We start from the raw sequence: 20,477 nt of genomic DNA on the forward strand, positions 1-20,477 counted from the left end.
TTTGCTTATAAGGGCTCAGTCGACTTTTTTTCATGGGATTTATTCTAAATGATTTTGAATAAATCTAGTTATCTAGTACAGCCCCTTAAATTTTCGTCATCGAGTAATTGCATTTTCTCATCGGAAAGAACATGCATATAGTGATAGGCTTCATTAAGAACTTCTCTACCTTTTTCTTCAGAAAAATTAGCTTTTGCTTCGTTATAAATTTGAGCCAAATATTGGGTTCGAGCAACGTGCAGTTTGTCCAGCAAGCCGACGTTAAAGGTTTTATTTGCCCTATTAATGGTTTTTTGAATGAAATCCCTTGGTGTTTGTGATTCAAAGTGGAGAACATTAAAGTTGTACTCAACAGCCCCTTCAACCAACTCCCTATCCAAAGAGGCATTCAGATGGCAAGAATTTTGCATGACAATTTTATTGACGCGGGTAAAGGATTTTCCTGATACATATCCATAAAATCCGCCTTTATTAATCATTTCTGGGCGGTTGTAGATAGTTTGGTATGCTTTGGAATGGTATTTGTGTAATTTAAAATAGGGTGTTTTATAGACATCTAAGCCTGATTGAGGCGCTTCATTCAAATAAACTGCTTCTCTTGGGCGAGCTAAAACAGAGAAAACATTATCCGGGTAGGTAGCTAAAATTTCGTTGACATTGCCACGGCTATACAGCAATTCATCAATATCCAACATTAAGAGCCAGTCGGCAGAAGTGAGTAACTGAGCATGGAGCATGTTGTGATATTGTCGGTATTCCACCAATTCGGGGCGAGTACCTGCCTGATAGCGCAAACAATCGAAATGTGGGCAATTTTTCCAAAAATCGTCATCACAACCGATTAAATGCACACGTCTGTCTTGATTGATTTCCGATAATGGAAAATCGTTAGGAGAATCTAAAAATACAAAGATTTCTTTTGCACCTAAAGCAAGATGATGTTGGATAAAATAATTGATATAAGTGGGCGTTGATTTTACGGTTACGACCACTGACCATGAAGGATAGCAGACTGTATTGTTTTCTTGAGTGCTTTTATTAAAAGGAAATAAGCATTTATTAAGATTTTTCATTTTGTTTTCCCTAAAAATATTTTTTATTAAATCTAAAGTAAAAAGGCCGTCTGAAAGTAATGTAGTTTCAGACGGCCTCGGATGGTTATTCAAATGTAACGGCTTCGGCCAATACCTTGCCCGCTAAATCTTTGGCTGACAGAGAAGGTTTGCCGTCCAAAGGCCATTCGATACCGACTGTGGCGTCGTTCCAAATCAGGGAATGTTCGGCTTTGGGGTTGTAGTAGTCGGTGCATTTGTACACAAATTCGGCGGTGTCGCTCATCACATAAAAGCCGTGGGCAAAGCCTTCGGGTACCCATAATTGGCGTTTATTGTCGGCAGACAAAACTTCGCCGACCCATTGGCCGAATGTGGGCGAGCTTTTGCGCATATCAACGGCGACATCGAATACTTCGCCGGAAACCACGCGCACGAGTTTGCCTTGGGTGTTTTCGGTTTGGTAGTGCAGGCCGCGCAATACGCCTTTGGTGGATTTGGAATGGTTTTCTTGAACAAAAGTGCGCTCGCACACGTTTTGTTTAAACCATTCGTCGCGGAAAGTCTCCATAAAGAAACCGCGCTCGTCGCCGAATACTTGCGGCTCTAGGAGTTTGACGTCGGGGATTTTGGTGTCGATGATGTTCATGATGTTTCCTGTGTGGCCGTCTGAAAAGTTTTCAGACGGCCTTTTTGTCGGGAGTAGGGTGGGTTTTAACCCACCATTTTAAACATACGGCGATGGTGGGTTAAAACCCACCCTACCTTTTTTCAGACGGCATACGCCTGAATATTTTCCAGCGCTTTTTGCCAATCGCTCGGGGCAATACCGAAGGCCGTCTGAATTTTGCTTAAATCCAAACGGGAATTGGCGGGGCGTTTGGCCGGAGTGGGGTAATCGGCGGTGGTGATGGCGTTCAACTGCGGCTGCTTATCCAATACGCCGGCGGCTTCTGCGCGCGCGAAGATGGCTTGGGCGAACTCAAACCAGCTTACATAAGGCTGTCCGCTGAAATGGTACACGCCATAGGCGTTTTCTTTGCCGGCCAAAATCTGCTCGGCCATATGAATCAGCGCGGCAGCGATGTCGCCGGCGTAGGTCGGGCCGCCGAATTGGTCGCCGACGATGCCGAGGCTGTCGCGCTGTTTGCCCAAGCGAATCATGGTTTTAACGAAGTTGTTGCCGTGTTCGCCGAATACCCATGCGGTGCGCATAATGATATGGCGCGGGTTGGCAGCAGCAACGGCAATCTCGCCGTCGAGCTTGGTTTGTCCATATACACCTTGCGGATCGACGGGGTCGCTTTCTTTGTAGGCGTAATCGGCGGCGGCTTGGCCGTCAAACACATAATCGGTGGAAATATGCATCATCAGCGCGCCTTGCTGCGCGGCGGCTTCGGCCAAATATTGCGCACCATTGACATTGATGGCGGCGGACAATTCGGCTTCGCTCTCGGCTTTATCCACGGCGGTATGCGCGGCGGCGTTGATGATGACGTCGGGGCGGAAGGCTTCCACGGCGGCAAACACGGCGGCGCGGTCGGTAATGTCAAGCTGGTCGCGGTCAACCGCCAAAATCTCGGCTTTGCCGGTTAGTTGTTGCGTCAGGCAGTAACCGACTTGGCCGTTGCTGCCGGTAATCAGATATTTTGCCATTATTGTCCTTTCACCAGTTTGAGTAGGTATTGGCCGTATTCGTTTTTAGACATGGGTTTGGCTAATTCGGCCACTTGCTCGCTGCTCAACCAGCCGTTGCGCCAAGCGATTTCTTCGAGGCAGGCTACTTTCAGGTTTTGCACGTGTTCTAAGGTTTCGACGAATGAGGCGGCTTCCAGCAGGCTTTCATGCGTGCCGGTATCCAGCCAGGCAAAACCACGGCCGAGTAATTGCACATTCAGGCTGCCGTCATCGAGATACATTTGGTTGATGGAGGTGATTTCCAATTCGCCGCGTGCCGATGGTTTAACTTGTTTGGCAAACTCAACCACGCGGTTGTCGTAGAAATACAAGCCGGTAACCGCCCAATCGGATTTGGGCTGCTGCGGTTTTTCTTCGATGGACAAGGCTTTGAAGTTTTCGTCAAATTCCACCACGCCGAAACGCTCGGGGTCTTTGACCTGATAGCCGAACACAGTTGCGCCGTGCGGCAGGGAAGCAGCTTCTTTCAGGGTTTTGCTGAAACTTTGGCCGTAGAAAATATTGTCGCCAAGCACCAAACACACGCTGTCGTCACCGATAAATTCTTCGCCAATCAGGAAGGCTTGCGCCAAACCGTCGGGGCTGGGCTGAATGGCATAGGAGATATTGATACCGAAATCGGCGCCGTTGCCCAGCAGACGTTTGAAGCCTTCGTTGTCTTCGGGCGTGGTAATCACCAATACATCGCGGATACCGGCCAACATCAAAACAGACAGCGGATAGTAAATCATCGGTTTGTTGTACACCGGCAAAAGCTGTTTGGATACGCCGCGCGTAATCGGGTAGAGACGGGTGCCGCTGCCGCCGGCCAGAATAATGCCTTTCATAATCTTGCTCCTAAGTAATGTGGTTTTTCAGACGGCCTTTTAGGGATGGAGGCCGTCTGAAAAAGTAGGATGGGTTTTAACCCATTATTCATATGGTTGTTGTCGGAAACATCGGGTTAACCCCACGCCATATCCGGCTATTAAGCGCCTAAACGCTCGCGGTTGTAAGAGCCGTCAAGTACGCGCGACCACCAGGTTTTGTTGTTCAAATACCATTCAACTGTTTTGCGGATACCGCTTTCAAAGGTCTCTTGCGGTTTCCAACCCAGCTCGCGGCCGATTTTGGCAGCGTCGATGGCATAGCGCACATCGTGACCCGGACGGTCTTTCACATAGGTAATCAAGTCTTCATATTTGGCAACGCCGGCCGGTTTTTGCGGACGCAGCTCTTCCAGCAGCGCGCAAATGGTTTTCACTACTTCGATATTGGCTTTTTCATTGTGGCCGCCGATATTGTACGTTTCGCCCACCACACCTTCGGTAACGACTTGATACAGAGCGCGGGCGTGGTCTTCCACATACAGCCAGTCACGGATTTGCATACCGTCGCCGTAAACCGGCAGCGGTTTGCCGTCGAGCGCGTTCAGAATCATCAGCGGAATCAGTTTTTCCGGGAAGTGGAACGGGCCGTAGTTGTTGGAGCAGTTGGTGACAATGGTCGGGAAACCGTAGGTACGCAACCAAGCGCGTACCAAATGGTCACTGCTGGCTTTGGAGGCGGAATACGGGCTAGAGGGCGCATAGGGTGTGGTTTCGGTAAACAAGTCATCGGTACCGTGCAGGTCGCCATACACTTCGTCGGTAGAAATATGGTGGAAACGGAAGGCGGCTTTTTTATCCGCACCCAAACCGCTCCAATAGGCGCGGGCGGCTTCCAGTAGGGTATAGGTGCCGACGATATTGGTTTCGATAAATGCCGCCGGGCCATCGATAGAGCGATCCACATGGCTTTCTGCGGCCAAGTGCATCACCAAATCAGGCTGGTGTTGCGCAAATACACGGTCTAATTCAGCGCGGTCGCAAATATCTACTTTTTCAAAAGCATAGCGGTCGCTGTCGGCCACGGATTCTAAAGATTCCAAGTTGCCCGCGTAAGTTAGCTTGTCGAGGTTGACGACGGCATCTTGCGTGTCGTTGATGATGTGGCGGACAACTGCCGAACCGATAAAGCCGGCGCCGCCGGTAACGAGGATTTTTTTCATTGTCGTCATATTCCTATATGGGAATGGAAGGTTAAGGGTGTTGTGTCTGCCGGATAAGGTAGTTGATTCTTTGATTTATCGGACAATCGACTAACTCTTGGCTAATAATGTGGTTTTTCAAATTGTAGAACGATGAGGCCGTCTGAATGGTAATTACCGGGTTGCCTTCATCTAACCGTATGGTATTTTTTCCATATATTTCGTTATTCTGATGGTAGATGGCGCCTAGAGGATACCCTACTGGGTAAAACAAAATATAGGGGATGTTTTCGTTGAGAAACTGAGTCTCCATAGCAGAAATATCGCACAAACCATAAAGGGCTGTAAAATTATTTATGCTGGATACAAATTTAATTCCTTGTTTCCTTAGCCTAATCTTTTCAATAAAAGTCAAAGACAAGCCATTTGTATATAAAATAGGACGAAGCTTATTCTGTTTTAACTGGCTCAACAAGTTAAGCAAATAATGCCGATAGGATTTTAGCCGGTGGCCAGTATTCGGATGAGGTTTTATGATAATAGTATTATTCCTCAGTTTTTCCGCTAGTTGAGTAATTGTTTGCGCCACCAAATTCGTATAACTTAGGCTGGAGTAGTCTTCTGATGGCACACCACCTTCCCATGTCGGTGCATAAAAAATGACCTCTTGGGTGTCTGGGGAAGGTATAGATAGGCCAGTTTTCCCAATAAATGTATCACCCATGGCAATGATTTTACCGTGGTCGATGTCATAGGGTGTAAAAATATGATTTTCTAAATACCGCTGTTTTCCTGCCTCCCCAGCAGTAACAACATAATCGTAGATACGGATAATAGGTTTTACTGAGGAGATTTTATTGCTTTCACCATGTGTTACAAAAATGTGGGTTAAGTTACGGTTGGCTACGATACGGCAATTGGATTGCGCATTAAACAAATAAAATACTACACCGCCATTAGTCATGCGGATTTGAGAAGGGTGGTTGAATCCAATAGCTTGAATGCCAGCCGTTTTAAATAATTGAGAAAAATCCCCTGTATGCTTCTTATAAATTTTATAATAGACAATAGTCTTTTCATAATCAAAAATATGATTTTGAAAATAACTGATAAGCTGCCTAGCTGCGCCAGTGATTTTAGTGTCTAAATAAATATAGTTCATTATTTCCATACCCAAAAAGTTACACCCTCTTCTTTAAAGTTTGGGCGTAACCTTTGCTTGTGTCATGATACGGAATTAACGTCCGTCTTTCCTTACATCGACAATAATACCGGTTTTGTTGTTGAGTAAAGTCGCAAGACTGGTTTTCGCGACTTCTTCAGCACTCAGCAATAAATTCGGATCTTCTTTACCGAAGTTTTCTTCCCTCATTGGCGTTTTGGTGCGTTCTGGATTGATACAGTTGATACGAATACCAAAAGCATTCCATTCATCTGCCAGAGCTTGTGTCAGATTGACAATCGCGCTTTTGCTGGAAGAATATAATGCATAATAGGCACGGCCACGGGTATAGGAGCTTGAGGTAAAGTTCAACAACATACCTTTAGTATCAGAAAGGTACGGTTTTGCTTCAATTGCTACATTAATGGTACCCATGTAGTTAATATTAATCAAGTCTAAAATTTCTTGATCTGATAATGTATCAATGGGTTTTTTAATCAGTAAGCCGGCAGTATTGACAACGTAATCAATTTTTCCTGCTTGGTCATAAACTGATTTTAGAAAATGGGCAACGCTATTTTTATCTGCAACATCAGTTTGGTTAGCAGAGCGGCTGGCAGAGAATACCTTAGCACCTCTGAGCAAGGCCATATCATGGATAGCTTGACCGATACCACTACTGCCGCCAAAGATAGCAATCACTTTACCTTTGAGCAGATCCAAATCTAATCGGTCATTGATTTCAGTACGTTCACTAGATTGGAGTAATTTCTCAGCAATAAACAAATCAATCGGCTGAGTAACTTTCATATTGCTTTCTGAACCCAATACCGTAGCGACACGTAGATGGGGCAGCATCGCGCGGACAACGCCACAGTCACAGGTAAATACAGAACGATTTTGGCGTTTGGCTTCTGCGTAGGCAGCAGAAATCGTTTTGAGCAGGAATGCTTGAGGTGTTTGACCACGGCGCATATTGGCGCGATTAGGAATATTGGCGATACAACCGTCATCATAGACTTCTACCAGTGTATCGGCAGACGGAATAACCACATCCACAGCTTCAAACAAACTTAATTTATCCACACAGTCTTCGATAATACGGTTGGTAACCAGAGGACGCACGGAGTCATGAAACAGAACTTTGGTTTCAGGATCATAGCCATGCATAGCCGTAATGGCTGAGGCAGTAGAATCAAATCGTTCTTTGCCTCCAACAACAACTTTGGAAACCTTTTTCCAATTATTTTGTTTAACTAAGTCCCAAGTTTTTTCAATATAAAGCGGTTGAGATACGATGATGATTTCATCAATAGATGGTGCATCTTCAAATTGTTGGATAGTGTATTCCATTACCGCTTTACCGGCCAATTTAGTAAATTGCTTTGGCACTAAACCGCCAAATCGTGAACCACTACCGCCAGACAAAATAACGGCTACGCTTTTACTCATGGTTATTTCCCCACTTTAAAATTAAATTATGTGATTTATTGAACGATGATTTCTCGGATATTAGCTTTTAGCGGATCTGAATCTGCTACAACTTTTAATTGATGGGCAAATTCATCATGCAGGGTCTGCTCTGTGCTAAGCAGATAATCCATAGCTTTGATACGCTGCTCTTTTTTGTAGTCATCACCACCTAAAACACGCTCAAGCTGTGCCAATAATTCTTCTATATTAGAGAAAGTGTATGCATAGTCAGAATAGGTCATGTCGCTTTGAGAAATTTTAATTTCTTTGTCTTTTGGGATATAGGCAAACAAAGGACCATTGGCGGCAATGCATTCAGATACAACCGCTGAAATATCGCAGATGTAGATATTTGCGTTCATAATCAGATGGCTGACAGGGGTCAACTTGTCTGCAATATAAAAAGAAGTACCTTGACGTTGTAGTTCTTCACCAATTTTTTTCGGTGCATCTCCCAACATTTTGTCACGGGAACCAGTAACAGGATGGAATTTCATGGATAAGTGCATGCCAAAGCGTTTATAAATTTCGCTCAGCATGGTTGAAGCCATGCGTACAGAGGAGTAGTTGCCTTCCTCATAGACGCCTTCCCAAGTTGGCAAGTATAAAATTCGAGGTTCGGAACGCTTGTCCCAAGGGGTTTGCGTTTGTTTGATAATATCAGCCAACATTGGACGACCAATTTTGACAAATGTCATATGTGCTGTATTGAATCCAGCATTTTTGAAACGGTCGATGTGGGCTTGACCAGCCACCCATACTTCGTCATATACGCGGAAAAATTTGTGTGCGCTGGCAGATTTGTCACTGTCACCATGACCCAAGAAAATATGTTTATAGACATTAAAGCGCAGTGTATGAATCATATTGCCAGTATTAGACAAATAATAAATAGCTTTTACGAAAGCTAAATTACTTAATATACCCTCAACATCAATTGGATTTTTGGCGTAGATAACATCTACTTGAGGGTAGTTTTCACGCACCCATTTGTACAAATCCATATTGCGCACTAAAACAGCAAAATTTTCATTAGATTGGATGAAATATGGAATCCATTGGCTCAGATGGGATGGCCCATGCGTCATACCTTCGCCGGTATGGATGACATGCGCAATTTTTTTAAATGGATTAAGGGCATCAGTCTTGCGGGTAACAGGTTTTTCAACGGGTGGCATGGCAGTTTTCTCAGGAGTTTTTACGGATTTTTCGACGGGCTTTGCTACGGAGGGTTTGGTTGCAGCAGCTTTTGCTTGAGTGGGCTTTGTTGCTGTCGCTTGTGGCGGTTTTTCCGCTACCGGTTTAGGGGTTGCAGGTTTTGTTGCCTTCTCTGTAGGTTTAGATTTTTCAGTAGAAGGCTTGGGAACACTAGATTTAGAGGGTGCAGGTTTTTCTGCAACCGGTTTAGGTTTGGAAGGAGGGCTGTTTTTTACAGATGCTGTTTTTGTTTTCTCAACTTCTTTGGGAGGAAGTTGGATTGGTGTGTTATTTTTGTTCTTATTGCTTATAGCATCTTGAAAGAACAATTTTGGATTTGTCAAAAGTTTTGTGAGTTTGCTCATAATCACCAATCTGGAGAATTAGGTAGGTAAAGCATTTCAGCTTTCCGATTTGTCATAATGCGAGGTGGCAATATAATCTTTCATCAAACATGTAGATAAGTGCTTTCAAGTGAAATCATTTATGTAATGTGATGATGTTAATCATTTTGAATTTATTTGGCCTAAATGGAATTCAGCTGAGAATCTAGATTAATCTGTAACTGGAAGGATATTTTCCTCTAAACTGGATTGGTATTCAAGGCTATAATATAGTTACTTATTGTATTATAGATGGTATTACTAAGGGCGGCAATTTATAAAATTAATCTTAAGCCGTCTGAAAAAGGTAATTCGAGGCAGATAGGGAATATCGTGTATGATATACTTCGCTAAGTAATTGATTGGTCGGCTTCAGAGTAAGACGGGAATGCGTTTATGAATATGATTTTGAAGACAACTGCAGGTTTGTTGGTGCTTTTGAATATTGTTGCCTGTGGCAATATTCCAACATCCGGGCCAAGTGGTAGAAAAGTTGCGGCTTTATCGCAACAGCAGGCGGATAGCCGTGTGCCGGATGTTGCGGTAATTGATGTAGATGAATCGGTTGTGCGTGCACTATATCAACGGAGGATGAATCAATCCTTTGCACAATGGGGTCAAGGATATGCTTCGGTAGGAGCCGTTAATATCGGGGATGTGTTAGATATTACGATCTGGGAAGCACCTCCGGCGGTATTATTTGGCGGTTCGCTTACATCAGTAGGCTCTGGTAGTGCACAGCTCACGAAGTTGCCTGAACAAATGGTAACGTCATCAGGCACTATTTCAGTGCCTTTTGTTGGTAGTATCCCTGTTGCAGGCAAAACACCGGCTCAAATTCAAGAAATTATCCGGGGACGCTTGCAGAAAATGGCTAACCAACCTCAGGTAATGGTGCGTTTGGTTCAGAATAATGCTGTGAATGTCTCTGTGGTCAGGGCGGGCAATAGTGTACGTTTACCACTGACAGCAGCTGGAGAACGGGTACTGGATGCCGTTGCGGCTGTAGGAGGTTCAACAGCCAACGTACAAGATACAAATGTTCAATTAACGCGTGGTAATGAGGTGAAAACCGTTGCGCTGGAAGATTTGGTGGCGAATCCGCGTCAGAACATTTTGTTACAAAAAGGCGATATTGTCACTATGATTACTAATCCCAGCAGTTTTACTGCAATGGGTGCGGTGGGCAAAACGCAACAGGTTGGCTTTTCGGTTAAAGGTCTTTCTCTTGCAGAAGCTATCGGTCGCATGAGTGGTCTGCAAGATGGCCGTTCAGATGCACGAGGAGTTTTTGTGTTCCGTTACACGCCTTTGCTGGAATTGCCGTCTGAAGAGCAGAATAAATGGGCAGCGAAAGGGTATGAGAGCGAGGCAGAGATCCCTGTGGTCTATCGTATTAATCTGAAAGATGCCAATGCAATATTCTGGACTCAGCGTTTCCCGATGAAGAATAAAGACGTGGTATATGTATCAAATGCGCCATTGTCTGAAGTAAGAAAATTCTTGTCGTTCGTGTTCTCTCCAGTGGTTAGCGGTGTGAACAGCATCAACAATCTTACTGAATGATATAAATAAAATATTTGGGAATAGTAAAATGTCTGAGCAAATTCCTGTTGTGATGCCGGTATCGGTAAATGAGAAGAAACCACAAAATCCAATTAAGAAAAAGTCTTTTTGGCGTAGGATTCGTCCGTTGTTTTGGATTACGGTTATTATCCCGACACTATGCGCGTTGGTGTATTTTGGCTTGATAGCTTCGGATCGTTTTATCTCTCAGTCGAGTTTTGTGGTTCGCTCTCCTAAGTCTCAAACTTCTTTAGGAGGATTAGGTGCAGTTTTGCAGGGCGTTGGCTATTCCCGTGCTCAGGATGATACTTATACGGTTCGAGAATATATGCAGTCAAGGGCAGCATTGGCTCAGTTGGAGAAAAAACTGCCAGTACGAACATATTATGAAACCAAGGGTGACGTGTTTAGCCGTTTCAATCCGTTAGGGCTGAGGGGGGGAAATGAAGCGTTTTACCTCTATTTCCGAAATCGGGTAAACGTTGATTTTGATTCCGTATCTGGCGTGTCTCATTTGAATGTGACTTCGTTTGATGCCAAAGAGTCGCAGAAAATCAATAAGGCGTTGTTGGCTCAAGCTGAAGTACTGATTAACCAGTTAAATGAGCGTGCTCGGGGGGATACCATCCGTTATGCGGAGGATGCCGTCACCACGGCTGAAGAAAATGTTAAAAATGCAGCAGAGCAACTGACAAAATTTCGCTTGAAAAACGGCATTTTCGATTTGAAAGCGCAATCGGAAGTACAAATGGGGCTGGTGTCTAAATTACAAGACGAATTAATTGTGATTCAAACCCAGTTGGATCAGGTTAAAGCTGTTACACCTGAAAACCCGCAAATTCCCGGACTGGTTGCACGCGAGAAAAGTTTAAAACGTGAAATTATGGCGCAAATGCAAGCTATTGCAGGGGGCGGACAGGGCTCATTAACTTCTCAAGCAACAGAATATCAACGTGTTTACTTGGAAAATGAGTTAGCAGAGAAACAACTGACTACTGCCATTGCTTCTTTAGAAAGCGCTAAAGCAGAAGCCGACCGCCAACAACTGTATTTGGAGGTCGTGTCCGACGCCAGTAAGCCGGATTTGGCACAAAAGCCAGATCGTTTGTACAACATTGTGGCGACATTCATCGTCGGTTTGATGGTGTATGGGGTTTTAAGCCTGTTGATAGCCAGCATCCGCGAGCATAAAAACTGATGAAAGCTTTGGATCAAACATCATTCCGAGAGTCGTTGGTGATTCAAAACAGAGTCATTGGCGCTCTGCTTATGCGCGAAATCATCACGCGCTATGGCCGTAATAATATTGGTTTTTTATGGTTGTTTGTCGAACCTCTATTAATGACGCTTTTTATTGTGCTGATGTGGAAGTTTTTTCGTGCAGATCGTCTTTCAACATTAAATATTGTGGCGTTTGTATTGACCGGTTATCCGATGGCTATGATGTGGCGTAATGCTTCTAATCGGGCTATTGGTGCAATTCGTGCCAATATTAGCTTGCTGTATCACCGTAATGTTAGAGTGCTGGATACCATTATTGCCCGTGTCTTATTGGAAGTTGCAGGCGCAACAATGGCGCAGATTGCCATTATGCTGGCCTTGATTGCGGTTGGTTGGATTGATTGGCCTGCCGATGTGTTTTATATGGTGTTAGCATGGGTGTTGATGGCTTTATTTGCATTTGGTCTAGGGCTGGTTATTTGTTCGCTGGCTTATCAGTTTGAGGTGTTTGGCAAACTGTGGGGAACCATGAGTTTTGTAATGCTACCGCTTTCAGGCGCTTTTTTCTTCGTGGCCAGTTTACCCCAGCAGGTGCAAGGTTATTTTTTGACTATTCCAATGGTGCATGGAACAGAGATGTTTCGGGCTGGATATTTCGGTAGTTCGGTTATTACCATGGAAAATCCGTGGTATTTGGTGGTGTGTGATTTGGCCATCATTTGGATTGGTTTGGCGATGGTCAGCCGGTTCAGCAAAGGAGTTGAGCCGCAATGATTTCTGTTGAACATGTGTCTAAGCGTTATCAAACCCGTCAGGGCTGGCGAACGGTCTTGGATGACATTAATTTTACGCTACAAAAGGGTGAGAAAATCGGCATTTTGGGGCGTAATGGTGCGGGTAAATCTACGCTTATTCGCTTAATGAGTGGTGTTGAATCACCGTCGTCAGGTGAAATTCGCCGTACCATGAGTATTTCGTGGCCATTGGCTTTTTCCGGTGCGTTTCAGGGCGGCTTAACCGGCATGGATAACCTGCGCTTTATCTGCCGGATTTACAATGTCGATATTGGCTATGCCAAAGCATTCACGGAAGAGTTTTCTGAACTGGGTGAATATCTTTATGAGCCGGTTAAGCGTTATTCTTCAGGGATGAAAGCGCGTTTAGCTTTTGCATTATCATTGGCGGTGGAGTTTGACTGTTATTTGATTGACGAAGTTATTGCGGTCGGTGATTCACGCTTTTCAGAAAAATGCCGCTATGAATTGTTTGAAAAGCGACAGGATCGTTCGATTATTTTGGTGTCGCACAGCCCATCAGCCATCAGACGGTATTGCGATAATGCTGCCGTTTTAGAAGATGGCGTGATGTACAATTTTGACTCCATTGATGAAGCCTACGGTTTTTATAATCGTAATGAAATAGTGGTACCGTTGGAAGAAGATGTGGATTTGCATGAACGCTTGTCGGGCAGTCATTTCATTTTCAGCTGGTACGATGGTCGTAATGCGCGGGAAATTTTACTGCGGGAAGATGGTATTATCGAAACCATCGGTGGCAAGGGATCGGTTAATGAATATATGTGGAATGTCGAGCAGCATGCATTGGTGTTTAAAAACCAAGATGGCCGAACGACCAGTACATATTTCCATCTGACAGACAAGAGTCCAACAGGAATCGAAGCACTTGGTTATTATGAACGTAACCGCACTATTATTTTTAAATTGAATGAAATTATCAGCTAAGAAAACGCCCAGTTTATCAACTGGGCGTTTTTCTTTTCTGTAACATTAAAACAGCTCTAAAGGCATATCCAGCAACGGCTGCGCCTGCTTGATTTGCAAAGTGGCGGTGTAAACCTGCGGCAGGATGTGGGCGAAATACACGCGGGCGTTGTGTTGTTGCGCGGTGTAGAAATCGTCGCCGAACACGTTTTCTGCCGTGCCGTTTAAAGCGTCGGCGGCGGTGAGGTAGGCGCGTGCCAGTTCGACGGCGCCGAGGGTGGTGCCGATTTGTTGCAGCCAGGCGGCGGAAGCGGCGGCGGTTAAGGCTGCTTGGTCGGAAACAGCAACCAAACAGGCAATGCTGTCTTCAGCGGCGGCAATGGCTTGATTGAGCTGCTCGGCCAAGAGGCCGTCTGAAAGCGCCAGTTTTTCGGCCAAATCTTTGCCTTCGGCCAATAAGCCCAAAGGTAATGCGCCGTCTTTGCCGCTGGTTTTACGTCCGGCAATGTCGGCGGCCTGAATGCCGTTGGTTCCTTCGTAAATCGGCGTAATCCGCGCGTCGCGCATGTATTGCGCAATGCCGCTTTCCTCAACATAGCCTGCGCCGCCGTAAATTTGTATGGCGAGATTGGTCAGGATGACGCTGTTGTCGGTCAGCCAGGCTTTGATAATCGGGATAAAGAAGTCCAACTCGCGCTCGGCCTGTTTGCGTAAGACATTGTCTGCGCAGCCGTTGGCCAAATCGTTTAAACCGGCAGCACGCAGATACAGGGCGCGTTGCGCGGCAAGGGTGGCTTTTTGCACCAGCAGCATACGGCGCACATCGGCGTGGCGGATAATCGGCGCGGCGTCTGTGCTGTCGCTCTCGACATCGCGCCCTTGTTTGCGCTCTTTGGCGTAGGCTAGCGCATTTTGGTAGGCGCGTTCGGCAACGGCATGGCCTTCGATGCCGACGTTCATGCGCGCGGCTTTCATCATGGTAAACATATACGCCAAGCCTTTACTGGCGCGCCCAATCAGGTAGCCTTCAGCGTTGTCAAACTGCATGGTGCAGGTCGGGCTGGTATGGATACCGAGCTTGTGTTCTACGCCGGTCACGCTCACGCCGTTGCGTTCGCTCAAGCTGCCGTCGGCATTCACCAAGAATTTGGGCACGATAAACATGGAAATGCCCTGCACGCCCGCCGCCGCGTCGGGTAAACGCGCCAACACCAGATGGATGACGTTTTCAGTGATTTCTTGATCGCCCCAAGTAATGAAGATTTTTTGACCGTTGATGCGGTAAGTGCCGTCTGCTTGCGGCTCGGCTTTGGTGGTGAGGTTGCCCAAGTCCGAACCGGCGTTCGGTTCGCTCAAATTCATGGTGCCGCTCCACACGCCTTCGCACATTTTCGGCAGATAGGTCTGCTTTTGCTCCTCGCTGCCGTGTTTGCTGATGGCATCCACCGCGCCGAGGGTCAGCATGGGCATGAGCGACAGCGACAGATTCGCAGCGCACCACATTTCTTCGCAGGCTGCCGATACCGCCGCCGGCAAACCCTGTCCGCCGAATTCAGACGGCATACGCAGGCTCGCCCAGCCTGATTCGCAAAACGCCTGATACGCCTGCACCAAATCGGGATGTACATACACCTTGCCGTCTGAAACTTTCGCGCCGTTCAAATCGCCGGTGCGGTTGGTCGGCGCCCATTCTTCTTGGGCAAAACGCGCCGCTTCTTCCAAAACGGCGTCAACGGTGTCCTTGTCCAAGCCGTCGGCCGTCGGTAGTTGCAGAATCTGGTCTAATTTGGCGTGCACTTGCAGGCCGAAGCGCAGCTCGTTAACAGGGGCGGTGTATAACATCGGGTTCTCCAAAGACAAAATTTTTCTCACTTTAGCCCGAATCCGCCGCCTTGAAAAGCCTGTTTAGAGCCTAATCCCTAAAACTTTGCGTGATGACAAATCTCCCGCATAATCTGTTATCCTCTCCCCTTTGCTTTTCAGCCGCAGATTATTTATGGACATTATTCACATCATCGCCGTCGAACTCGGCGCCACCCAAGCCCAAATCACCGCCGCCGTCGAAATGCTCGACGACGGCGCCACCGTCCCGTTTATCGCCCGTTACCGCAAAGAAGCCACCGGCGGGCTGGACGATACCCAGTTGCGCACTTTGGAAGAGCGCCTGACCTACCTGCGCGAATTGGAAGCGCGCAAACAAACCGTGCTCAAATCCATTGAAGAACAAGGCAAACTTTCAGACGGCCTCAGAGAACAAATCGAAGCCTGTGACAACAAAACCGCGCTGGAAGATCTGTATCTGCCCTACAAACCGAAACGCCGCACCAAAGCGCAAATCGCCCGCGAACACGGTTTGCAGCCGCTGGCCGATGTATTGCTGGCCGAGCAGCCGCAAGACGTGGAGGCCGCCGCCGCGCCGTTTATCAATGAAAACGTGCCCGACAGCAAAGCCGCGCTTGACGGCGCACGCGCCATTTTGATGGAGCAGTTTGCCGAAGATGCCGAATTGATTGGCATGCTGCGCGAAAAATTATGGCGCGAAGCCGAGATTCACGCGCAAGTGATTGCGGGCGAAGAAGAGAAGGGCGAAAAATTCAAAGACTATTTCGACCACCGCGAACCCGTGCGCACCATGCCCAGCCACCGCGCTTTGGCGGTTTTGCGCGGGCGCAACGAGGGCATTCTTCAGACGGCCTTGAAATACCAGCCTGATGACACGCCGATTACCGAACAGAGCGAATACGAGCAAATCATCGCCAAACAGTTTGGCATAGACAGCGAAAACAAATGGCTGCGCGATACCGTGCGACTGACTTGGCGCGCCAAGATTTTCCTGTCGTTGGAGTTGGAAGCGTTTAACCGCCTGAAAGAAAACGCCGATACCGACGCGATTACCGTATTTGCGCGTAATTTAAAAGACCTGCTGCTGGCCGCCCCTGCCGGCCGCCTGACCACGCTCGGCCTCGACCCCGGCTACCGCAACGGCGTGAAATGCGCCGTGGTCGATGACACCGGCAAGCTGCTGGATACCGTCATCGTGTATCTGCACCAAGAAAACCAAATGCTCGCCACCTTAGGCCGTCTGATAAAACAACACCATGTGAAACTCATCGCCATCGGCAATGGCACCGCCAGCCGCGAAACCGACAAAATCGCCGCCGAATTGGTGAAAGCCATGCCCGAGATGGGGCTGCACAAAATCGTCGTCAGCGAAGCAGGCGCGTCGATTTATTCCGCTTCCGAACTCGCCGCCAAAGAGTTCCCCGATTTGGACGTCTCCCTGCGCGGCGCGGTATCCATCGCCCGCCGCCTGCAAGACCCGCTGGCCGAGTTGGTCAAAATCGACCCGAAATCCATCGGCGTCGGCCAATACCAACACGATGTCAACCAATCCCAACTCGCCAAATCGCTGGACGCGGTGGTGGAAGACTGCGTGAACGCCGTCGGCGTGGACGTGAACACCGCCTCCGTGCCGCTGCTGGCGCGTATTTCCGGCCTCAACAACACATTGGCGCACAACATCGTCGCCTACCGCGACGAACACGGCGCGTTCGACAGCCGCAAAAAACTGCTTAAAGTACCGCGTCTGGGCGAAAAAACCTTTGAGCAGGCGGCAGGTTTTCTGCGCATCAACGGCGGCAAAGAGCCGCTGGACACTTCCGCCGTCCACCCCGAAGCCTATCCCGTGGTCGCCAAAATGCTGGCGGACAAAGACATTTCCGCCGCCGGTCTCATCGGCAACCGCGAGCAAATCAAACAAATCAAACCAAGTGATTACACCACCGAGCAATTCGGCTTGCCGACCGTATTGGACATTTTGGCCGAACTGGAAAAACCCGGCCGCGACCCGCGCGGCGAATTTCAGACGGCCATTTTTGCCGAAGGTGTAAACGAAATCAAAGATTTGCAGGTAGGCATGATTTTGGAAGGCGTGGTGAGCAACGTCGCCAATTTCGGCGCGTTTGTGGATATCGGCGTGCACCAAGACGGCTTGGTGCATATTTCCGCCTTGTCCGACAAATTCGTACAAGACCCGCGTGAAGTAGTGAAGGCGGGCGATGTGGTGAAAGTGAAAGTGTTGGAAGTGGATGCCGCCCGTAAGCGCATCGCCCTCACCATGCGCTTGGACGATACGCCCGAAACGGCCAAACGCAGCGGCAGGCCGTCTGAAAACGGTGCGGCAGGTTCGGCGAGCGCACGTAACAACAACCGCAACGAGCGCGGCACACGCAACCATCCGCGTGACAAACAGCCGCACAACAGCGCGATGGCAGACGCGTTTGCCAAATTGAAACGGTAGGCTGAAATAAGGCACAGGCCGTCTGAAAAAGGTTTCAGACGGCCTTTTTATATATTGGTTAGTAAGATAAATTGTTGACATTTTAATATTTAAAAAATGAACAATATCCAAAATAATCAAATATATTAATAAGATTCCATCGGTCTTTTAGGTGGTGATTGCAGAAATTTTTTTGACAAACCTTAACTCATCCCCTAATATCCCTGCGGTTGTTTTAAGAAAAACATTTGTAAGAGAGTAATTTTATTATGGAATGGGAATTTAACGAGTATTACACGCTGATTTCCGCCACGCTGGTGTTGCTGCTGGGCAAATGGCTGGTCAGCAAAATCCGTTTTCTGCGTGATTTCAACATCCCCGAGCCGGTGGCCGGCGGTTTGATTGCGGCGATGGTTTTGTTTGCGCTGCACCATGCATACGGTGTGAGCTTCAAATTTGAAAAGCCGCTGCAAGACGCGTTTATGCTGATTTTCTTTACTTCCATCGGCTTGAGCGCGGATTTCTCGCGCTTGAAAGCGGGCGGTATGCCTTTGGTAATTTTTACCATCGTAGTGGGCGTATTCATTATTTTACAGAACGCGGTCGGCGTTGGTTTGGCTTCTATCTTGGGGCTGGATCCGCTGATTGGCCTGATTACCGGCTCGATTACCCTGACCGGCGGCCACGGTACGGCCGGCGCATGGGGGCCGATTTTCGAGCAGAAATATGAGTTGGTCGGCGCTACCGGTTTGGGCATGGCTTCCGCCACCTACGGCTTGGTGTTCGGCGGCTTAATCGGCGGCCCGGTGGCGCGCCGTCTGATTAACCGTTTGGGGCGCAAACCGATTAATAAAGCGGTTGACGAGAGCGACAGCGACGAGCATTCCGATGTAACCGACGTGTTTGAAAAAGCCGAACGCCGCCGTTTGATTACGGCGGATTCGGCCGTGGAAACGCTGGCGATGTTTGCGGCGGCGATGGCGTTCGGTCATATGATGGACATTGTGGACGCGGAATTTTTCCCGAGCTGGATGAATCTGCCGAAATTCGTATGGTGTCTGTTTGGCGGTGTGATTCTGCGCAATATTTTGGTTTCACTGTTTAAAATGAACATGTTTGACCGAGCCATCGATGTTTTCGGTAACGCTTCCCTGTCGCTGTTTTTGGCGATGGCGCTGCTGAACCTGAAATTGTGGGAGCTGACCGGCTTGGCCGGCTCGGTGACCGTGATTTTGGCGGTACAGACCGTGGTAATGATGTTGTACGCAACCTTTGCTACCTATGTCTTTATGGGGCGCGACTATGACGCGGCGGTATTGGCAGCCGGTCACTGCGGCTTCGGTTTGGGCGCAACCCCGACAGCCGTGGCCAATATGCAGTCGATTACCAATACCTTCGGCTCGTCGCACAAAGCCTTCCTGATTGTGCCGATGGTGGGCGCGTTTTTCGTGGACATCATCAACGCGTTGATTCTGTCGGGTTTTGTAAACTTCCTCAAGTAAGGGGTAATCCCGTATAAAAGTCCTTGTAAAAGCACCTGCCGCACCTTACCTGTTGCAGGTGCTTTTGTTATGATGTGCCGTCTGAAACTGTCAACCAAGTATCGGCGTTTGGCGGATACTCAAGGAGAAAAACCATGTATCAGAAACTGCCGCTTTTGTTGTTGACTGCCGCCCTGTTGAGCGCCTGCGGCGAAGACAAACCCGCGCAGGCGCCGTCCACACTGGCGTGTGACAACCCGGCCGTCGTGCAGACGGTGCGCAACAATCTGCAGGAAGTCATCAAGCAGGAAGCGCGCGCTTTTGCGCGTAACGACAGCCGCCAATTTGTCGAAGCCGACAAGATCATCGCCGCCGGTTCGCAACTTGACGTAAGTTTGGACAATCCGCAGGAAGTGCGCGAGGGCAACAAAGTATCGTGCAGCGCCGGTTTGAATATCCAAATCCCCGCCGAAATCATGGCCGCCGCCGACGGCAACAGCCCGCTGATTTACGGCAATGTCAGCTTGGGCGAATTGTTGCAGCAGAAAATCATGGGCAGCAATTTGAGCTTCAGCGGCAACCGTTTCAGCACCACCGTGCGCTATACCCCGAGCGCGGACAGCGTGAGCTTTGACGACAACACCGTCGCCACCACCGCGCAAACGCTCTCCACCGCGCTTTTGCCTTACGGCGTGAAAAGCATTTTGGTGATTGACGGCAAGGCCGTGACCAAAGAAGACGCCATCAAAATGGCGCGCAGCGACAGCTACGCCGAGCCGCCGGAAGCCGATCCGGAAGATATTTTAGACAACAATGCCGCCAGCCGTGCCGAGGGCGTACCGGCTGCGGCCGGTTTGGAAAAACAAGCCGAAGTATGGCGGCCGGATTCGGGCAGTGCGCACGAAGAAGCCCCGTCGTTGGCGCAAAGCGATTTGGACAACGCCCGTGAGCAAAACCAGCGTGCCGAGTCGGAAATCAACCGCGTATGGAACGGCATGGAGCGTACCGTGCAGCAGGGCATTGTGGCCGAGCAGCGCAACTGGTTGCAGAAAAAAATGCAAGACTGCGCCCAAGCTGCCGCAGCCGCCAACAGCCCGGCGCAGGCCGAGTATCTGCAACTGCAATGCGACACGCGCATGACCCGCGAGCGTACGCAGTATCTGCGCGGTTATACGATTAATTAAGCAGGCGGGCGGGCAGGGTGCACCCCGCGTTCCGCAAACAGGGGGAAGTTTC

At 48.3% G+C, this 20,477-nt stretch carries 15 protein-coding genes and 1 pseudogene; 7 read left to right on the plus strand and 9 right to left on the minus strand.

The annotated features are described in order from the left end of the window. Nucleotides 1-68: 68 nt before the first annotated feature. From J2T37_RS07305 to J2T37_RS07340, 8 genes are all read right to left on the minus strand, one after another. Entirely contained in the window at nt 69-1,073 is a 1,005-nt protein-coding gene (locus tag J2T37_RS07305) for a glycosyltransferase family 2 protein (RefSeq protein WP_253354949.1), read from the minus strand. An 85-nt stretch (nt 1,074-1,158) separates the two neighbouring features. Then, the gene (rfbC, locus tag J2T37_RS07310; protein ID WP_253354950.1) at nt 1,159-1,701 is read right to left on the minus strand and encodes a dTDP-4-dehydrorhamnose 3,5-epimerase; all 543 of its coding nucleotides are present in this window, start codon (nt 1,699-1,701) and stop codon (nt 1,159-1,161) included. Nucleotides 1,702-1,823: 122 nt separating this feature from the next. Next, nucleotides 1,824-2,708 (minus strand): dTDP-4-dehydrorhamnose reductase, encoded by an 885-nt coding sequence (rfbD, locus tag J2T37_RS07315; protein ID WP_253354951.1) that lies wholly within the window; start codon nt 2,706-2,708, stop codon nt 1,824-1,826. Beyond that, nucleotides 2,708-3,577: a glucose-1-phosphate thymidylyltransferase RfbA gene (rfbA, locus tag J2T37_RS07320; RefSeq protein ID WP_253354952.1), complete on the minus strand. Its 870-nt coding sequence runs from the start codon at nt 3,575-3,577 to the stop codon at nt 2,708-2,710. Before rfbA ends, rfbD begins: the two co-directional genes overlap by 1 nt. Nucleotides 3,578-3,717: 140 nt before the next feature. Further along, on the minus strand, nt 3,718-4,779 hold the full coding sequence (gene rffG, locus J2T37_RS07325; protein WP_253354953.1) for a dTDP-glucose 4,6-dehydratase: 1,062 nt from the start codon (nt 4,777-4,779) through the stop codon (nt 3,718-3,720). Between the two features lie 31 nt (nt 4,780-4,810). Continuing rightward, nucleotides 4,811-5,920, minus strand: coding sequence for a CDP-glycerol glycerophosphotransferase family protein (locus J2T37_RS07330; protein ID WP_253354954.1), 1,110 nt, complete (start codon nt 5,918-5,920; stop codon nt 4,811-4,813). 75 nt (nt 5,921-5,995) lie between these two features. Next, on the minus strand, nt 5,996-7,372 hold the full coding sequence (locus J2T37_RS07335) for a bifunctional cytidylyltransferase/SDR family oxidoreductase (RefSeq protein ID WP_253354955.1): 1,377 nt from the start codon (nt 7,370-7,372) through the stop codon (nt 5,996-5,998). Between the two features lie 35 nt (nt 7,373-7,407). Beyond that, entirely contained in the window at nt 7,408-8,955 is a 1,548-nt protein-coding gene (locus tag J2T37_RS07340; RefSeq protein ID WP_253354956.1) for a hypothetical protein, read from the minus strand. A gap of 414 nt (nt 8,956-9,369) precedes the next feature. Between J2T37_RS07340 and J2T37_RS07345 the strand changes: the two genes are divergently transcribed. The 4 genes and pseudogenes from J2T37_RS07345 to J2T37_RS07360 all read left to right on the plus strand — a co-directional run. Continuing rightward, nucleotides 9,370-10,539: a polysaccharide biosynthesis/export family protein gene (locus J2T37_RS07345; protein WP_253354957.1), complete on the plus strand. Its 1,170-nt coding sequence runs from the start codon at nt 9,370-9,372 to the stop codon at nt 10,537-10,539. Nucleotides 10,540-10,567: 28 nt separating this feature from the next. Next, the gene (locus J2T37_RS07350) at nt 10,568-11,737 is read left to right on the plus strand and encodes a capsule biosynthesis protein (protein ID WP_253354958.1); all 1,170 of its coding nucleotides are present in this window, start codon (nt 10,568-10,570) and stop codon (nt 11,735-11,737) included. Continuing rightward, complete coding sequence (locus J2T37_RS07355) at nt 11,737-12,534, plus strand: ABC transporter permease (protein ID WP_253354959.1); 798 nt, start codon at nt 11,737-11,739, stop codon at nt 12,532-12,534. The genes J2T37_RS07350 and J2T37_RS07355 overlap by 1 nt, the downstream gene beginning before the upstream one ends. Continuing rightward, a pseudogene (locus tag J2T37_RS07360) lies at nt 12,531-13,169 on the plus strand (ABC transporter ATP-binding protein); the annotation flags it as partial. The gene J2T37_RS07355 and the pseudogene J2T37_RS07360, both read left to right, overlap by 4 nt. Before the next feature lie 378 nt (nt 13,170-13,547). Here J2T37_RS07360 and J2T37_RS07365 read toward each other — a convergent pair. After that, on the minus strand, nt 13,548-15,323 hold the full coding sequence (locus tag J2T37_RS07365) for an acyl-CoA dehydrogenase family protein (protein ID WP_253354960.1): 1,776 nt from the start codon (nt 15,321-15,323) through the stop codon (nt 13,548-13,550). A gap of 154 nt (nt 15,324-15,477) precedes the next feature. On the opposite strand from J2T37_RS07365, the gene J2T37_RS07370 reads away from it, so the two are divergent. The 3 genes from J2T37_RS07370 to J2T37_RS07380 all read left to right on the plus strand — a co-directional run bounded on the left by J2T37_RS07370 (nt 15,478) and on the right by J2T37_RS07380 (nt 20,425). Then, nucleotides 15,478-17,781, plus strand: a complete 2,304-nt coding sequence (locus J2T37_RS07370; RefSeq protein WP_253354961.1) for a Tex family protein — start codon at nt 15,478-15,480, stop codon at nt 17,779-17,781. A gap of 248 nt (nt 17,782-18,029) precedes the next feature. Next, nucleotides 18,030-19,262 (plus strand): sodium/glutamate symporter, encoded by a 1,233-nt coding sequence (gene gltS, locus J2T37_RS07375; protein ID WP_253354962.1) that lies wholly within the window; start codon nt 18,030-18,032, stop codon nt 19,260-19,262. Nucleotides 19,263-19,396: 134 nt separating this feature from the next. Next, nucleotides 19,397-20,425 carry a lysozyme inhibitor LprI family protein gene (locus J2T37_RS07380; RefSeq protein WP_253354963.1) on the plus strand — a complete coding sequence of 343 codons (1,029 nt, stop codon included), beginning with the start codon at nt 19,397-19,399 and terminating at the stop codon, nt 20,423-20,425. The last annotated feature ends 52 nt before the right edge of the window (nt 20,426-20,477 follow it).

It is taken from the genome of Neisseria perflava, from assembly GCF_024170405.1.
GTDB lineage: Bacteria > Pseudomonadota > Gammaproteobacteria > Burkholderiales > Neisseriaceae > Neisseria > Neisseria perflava_B.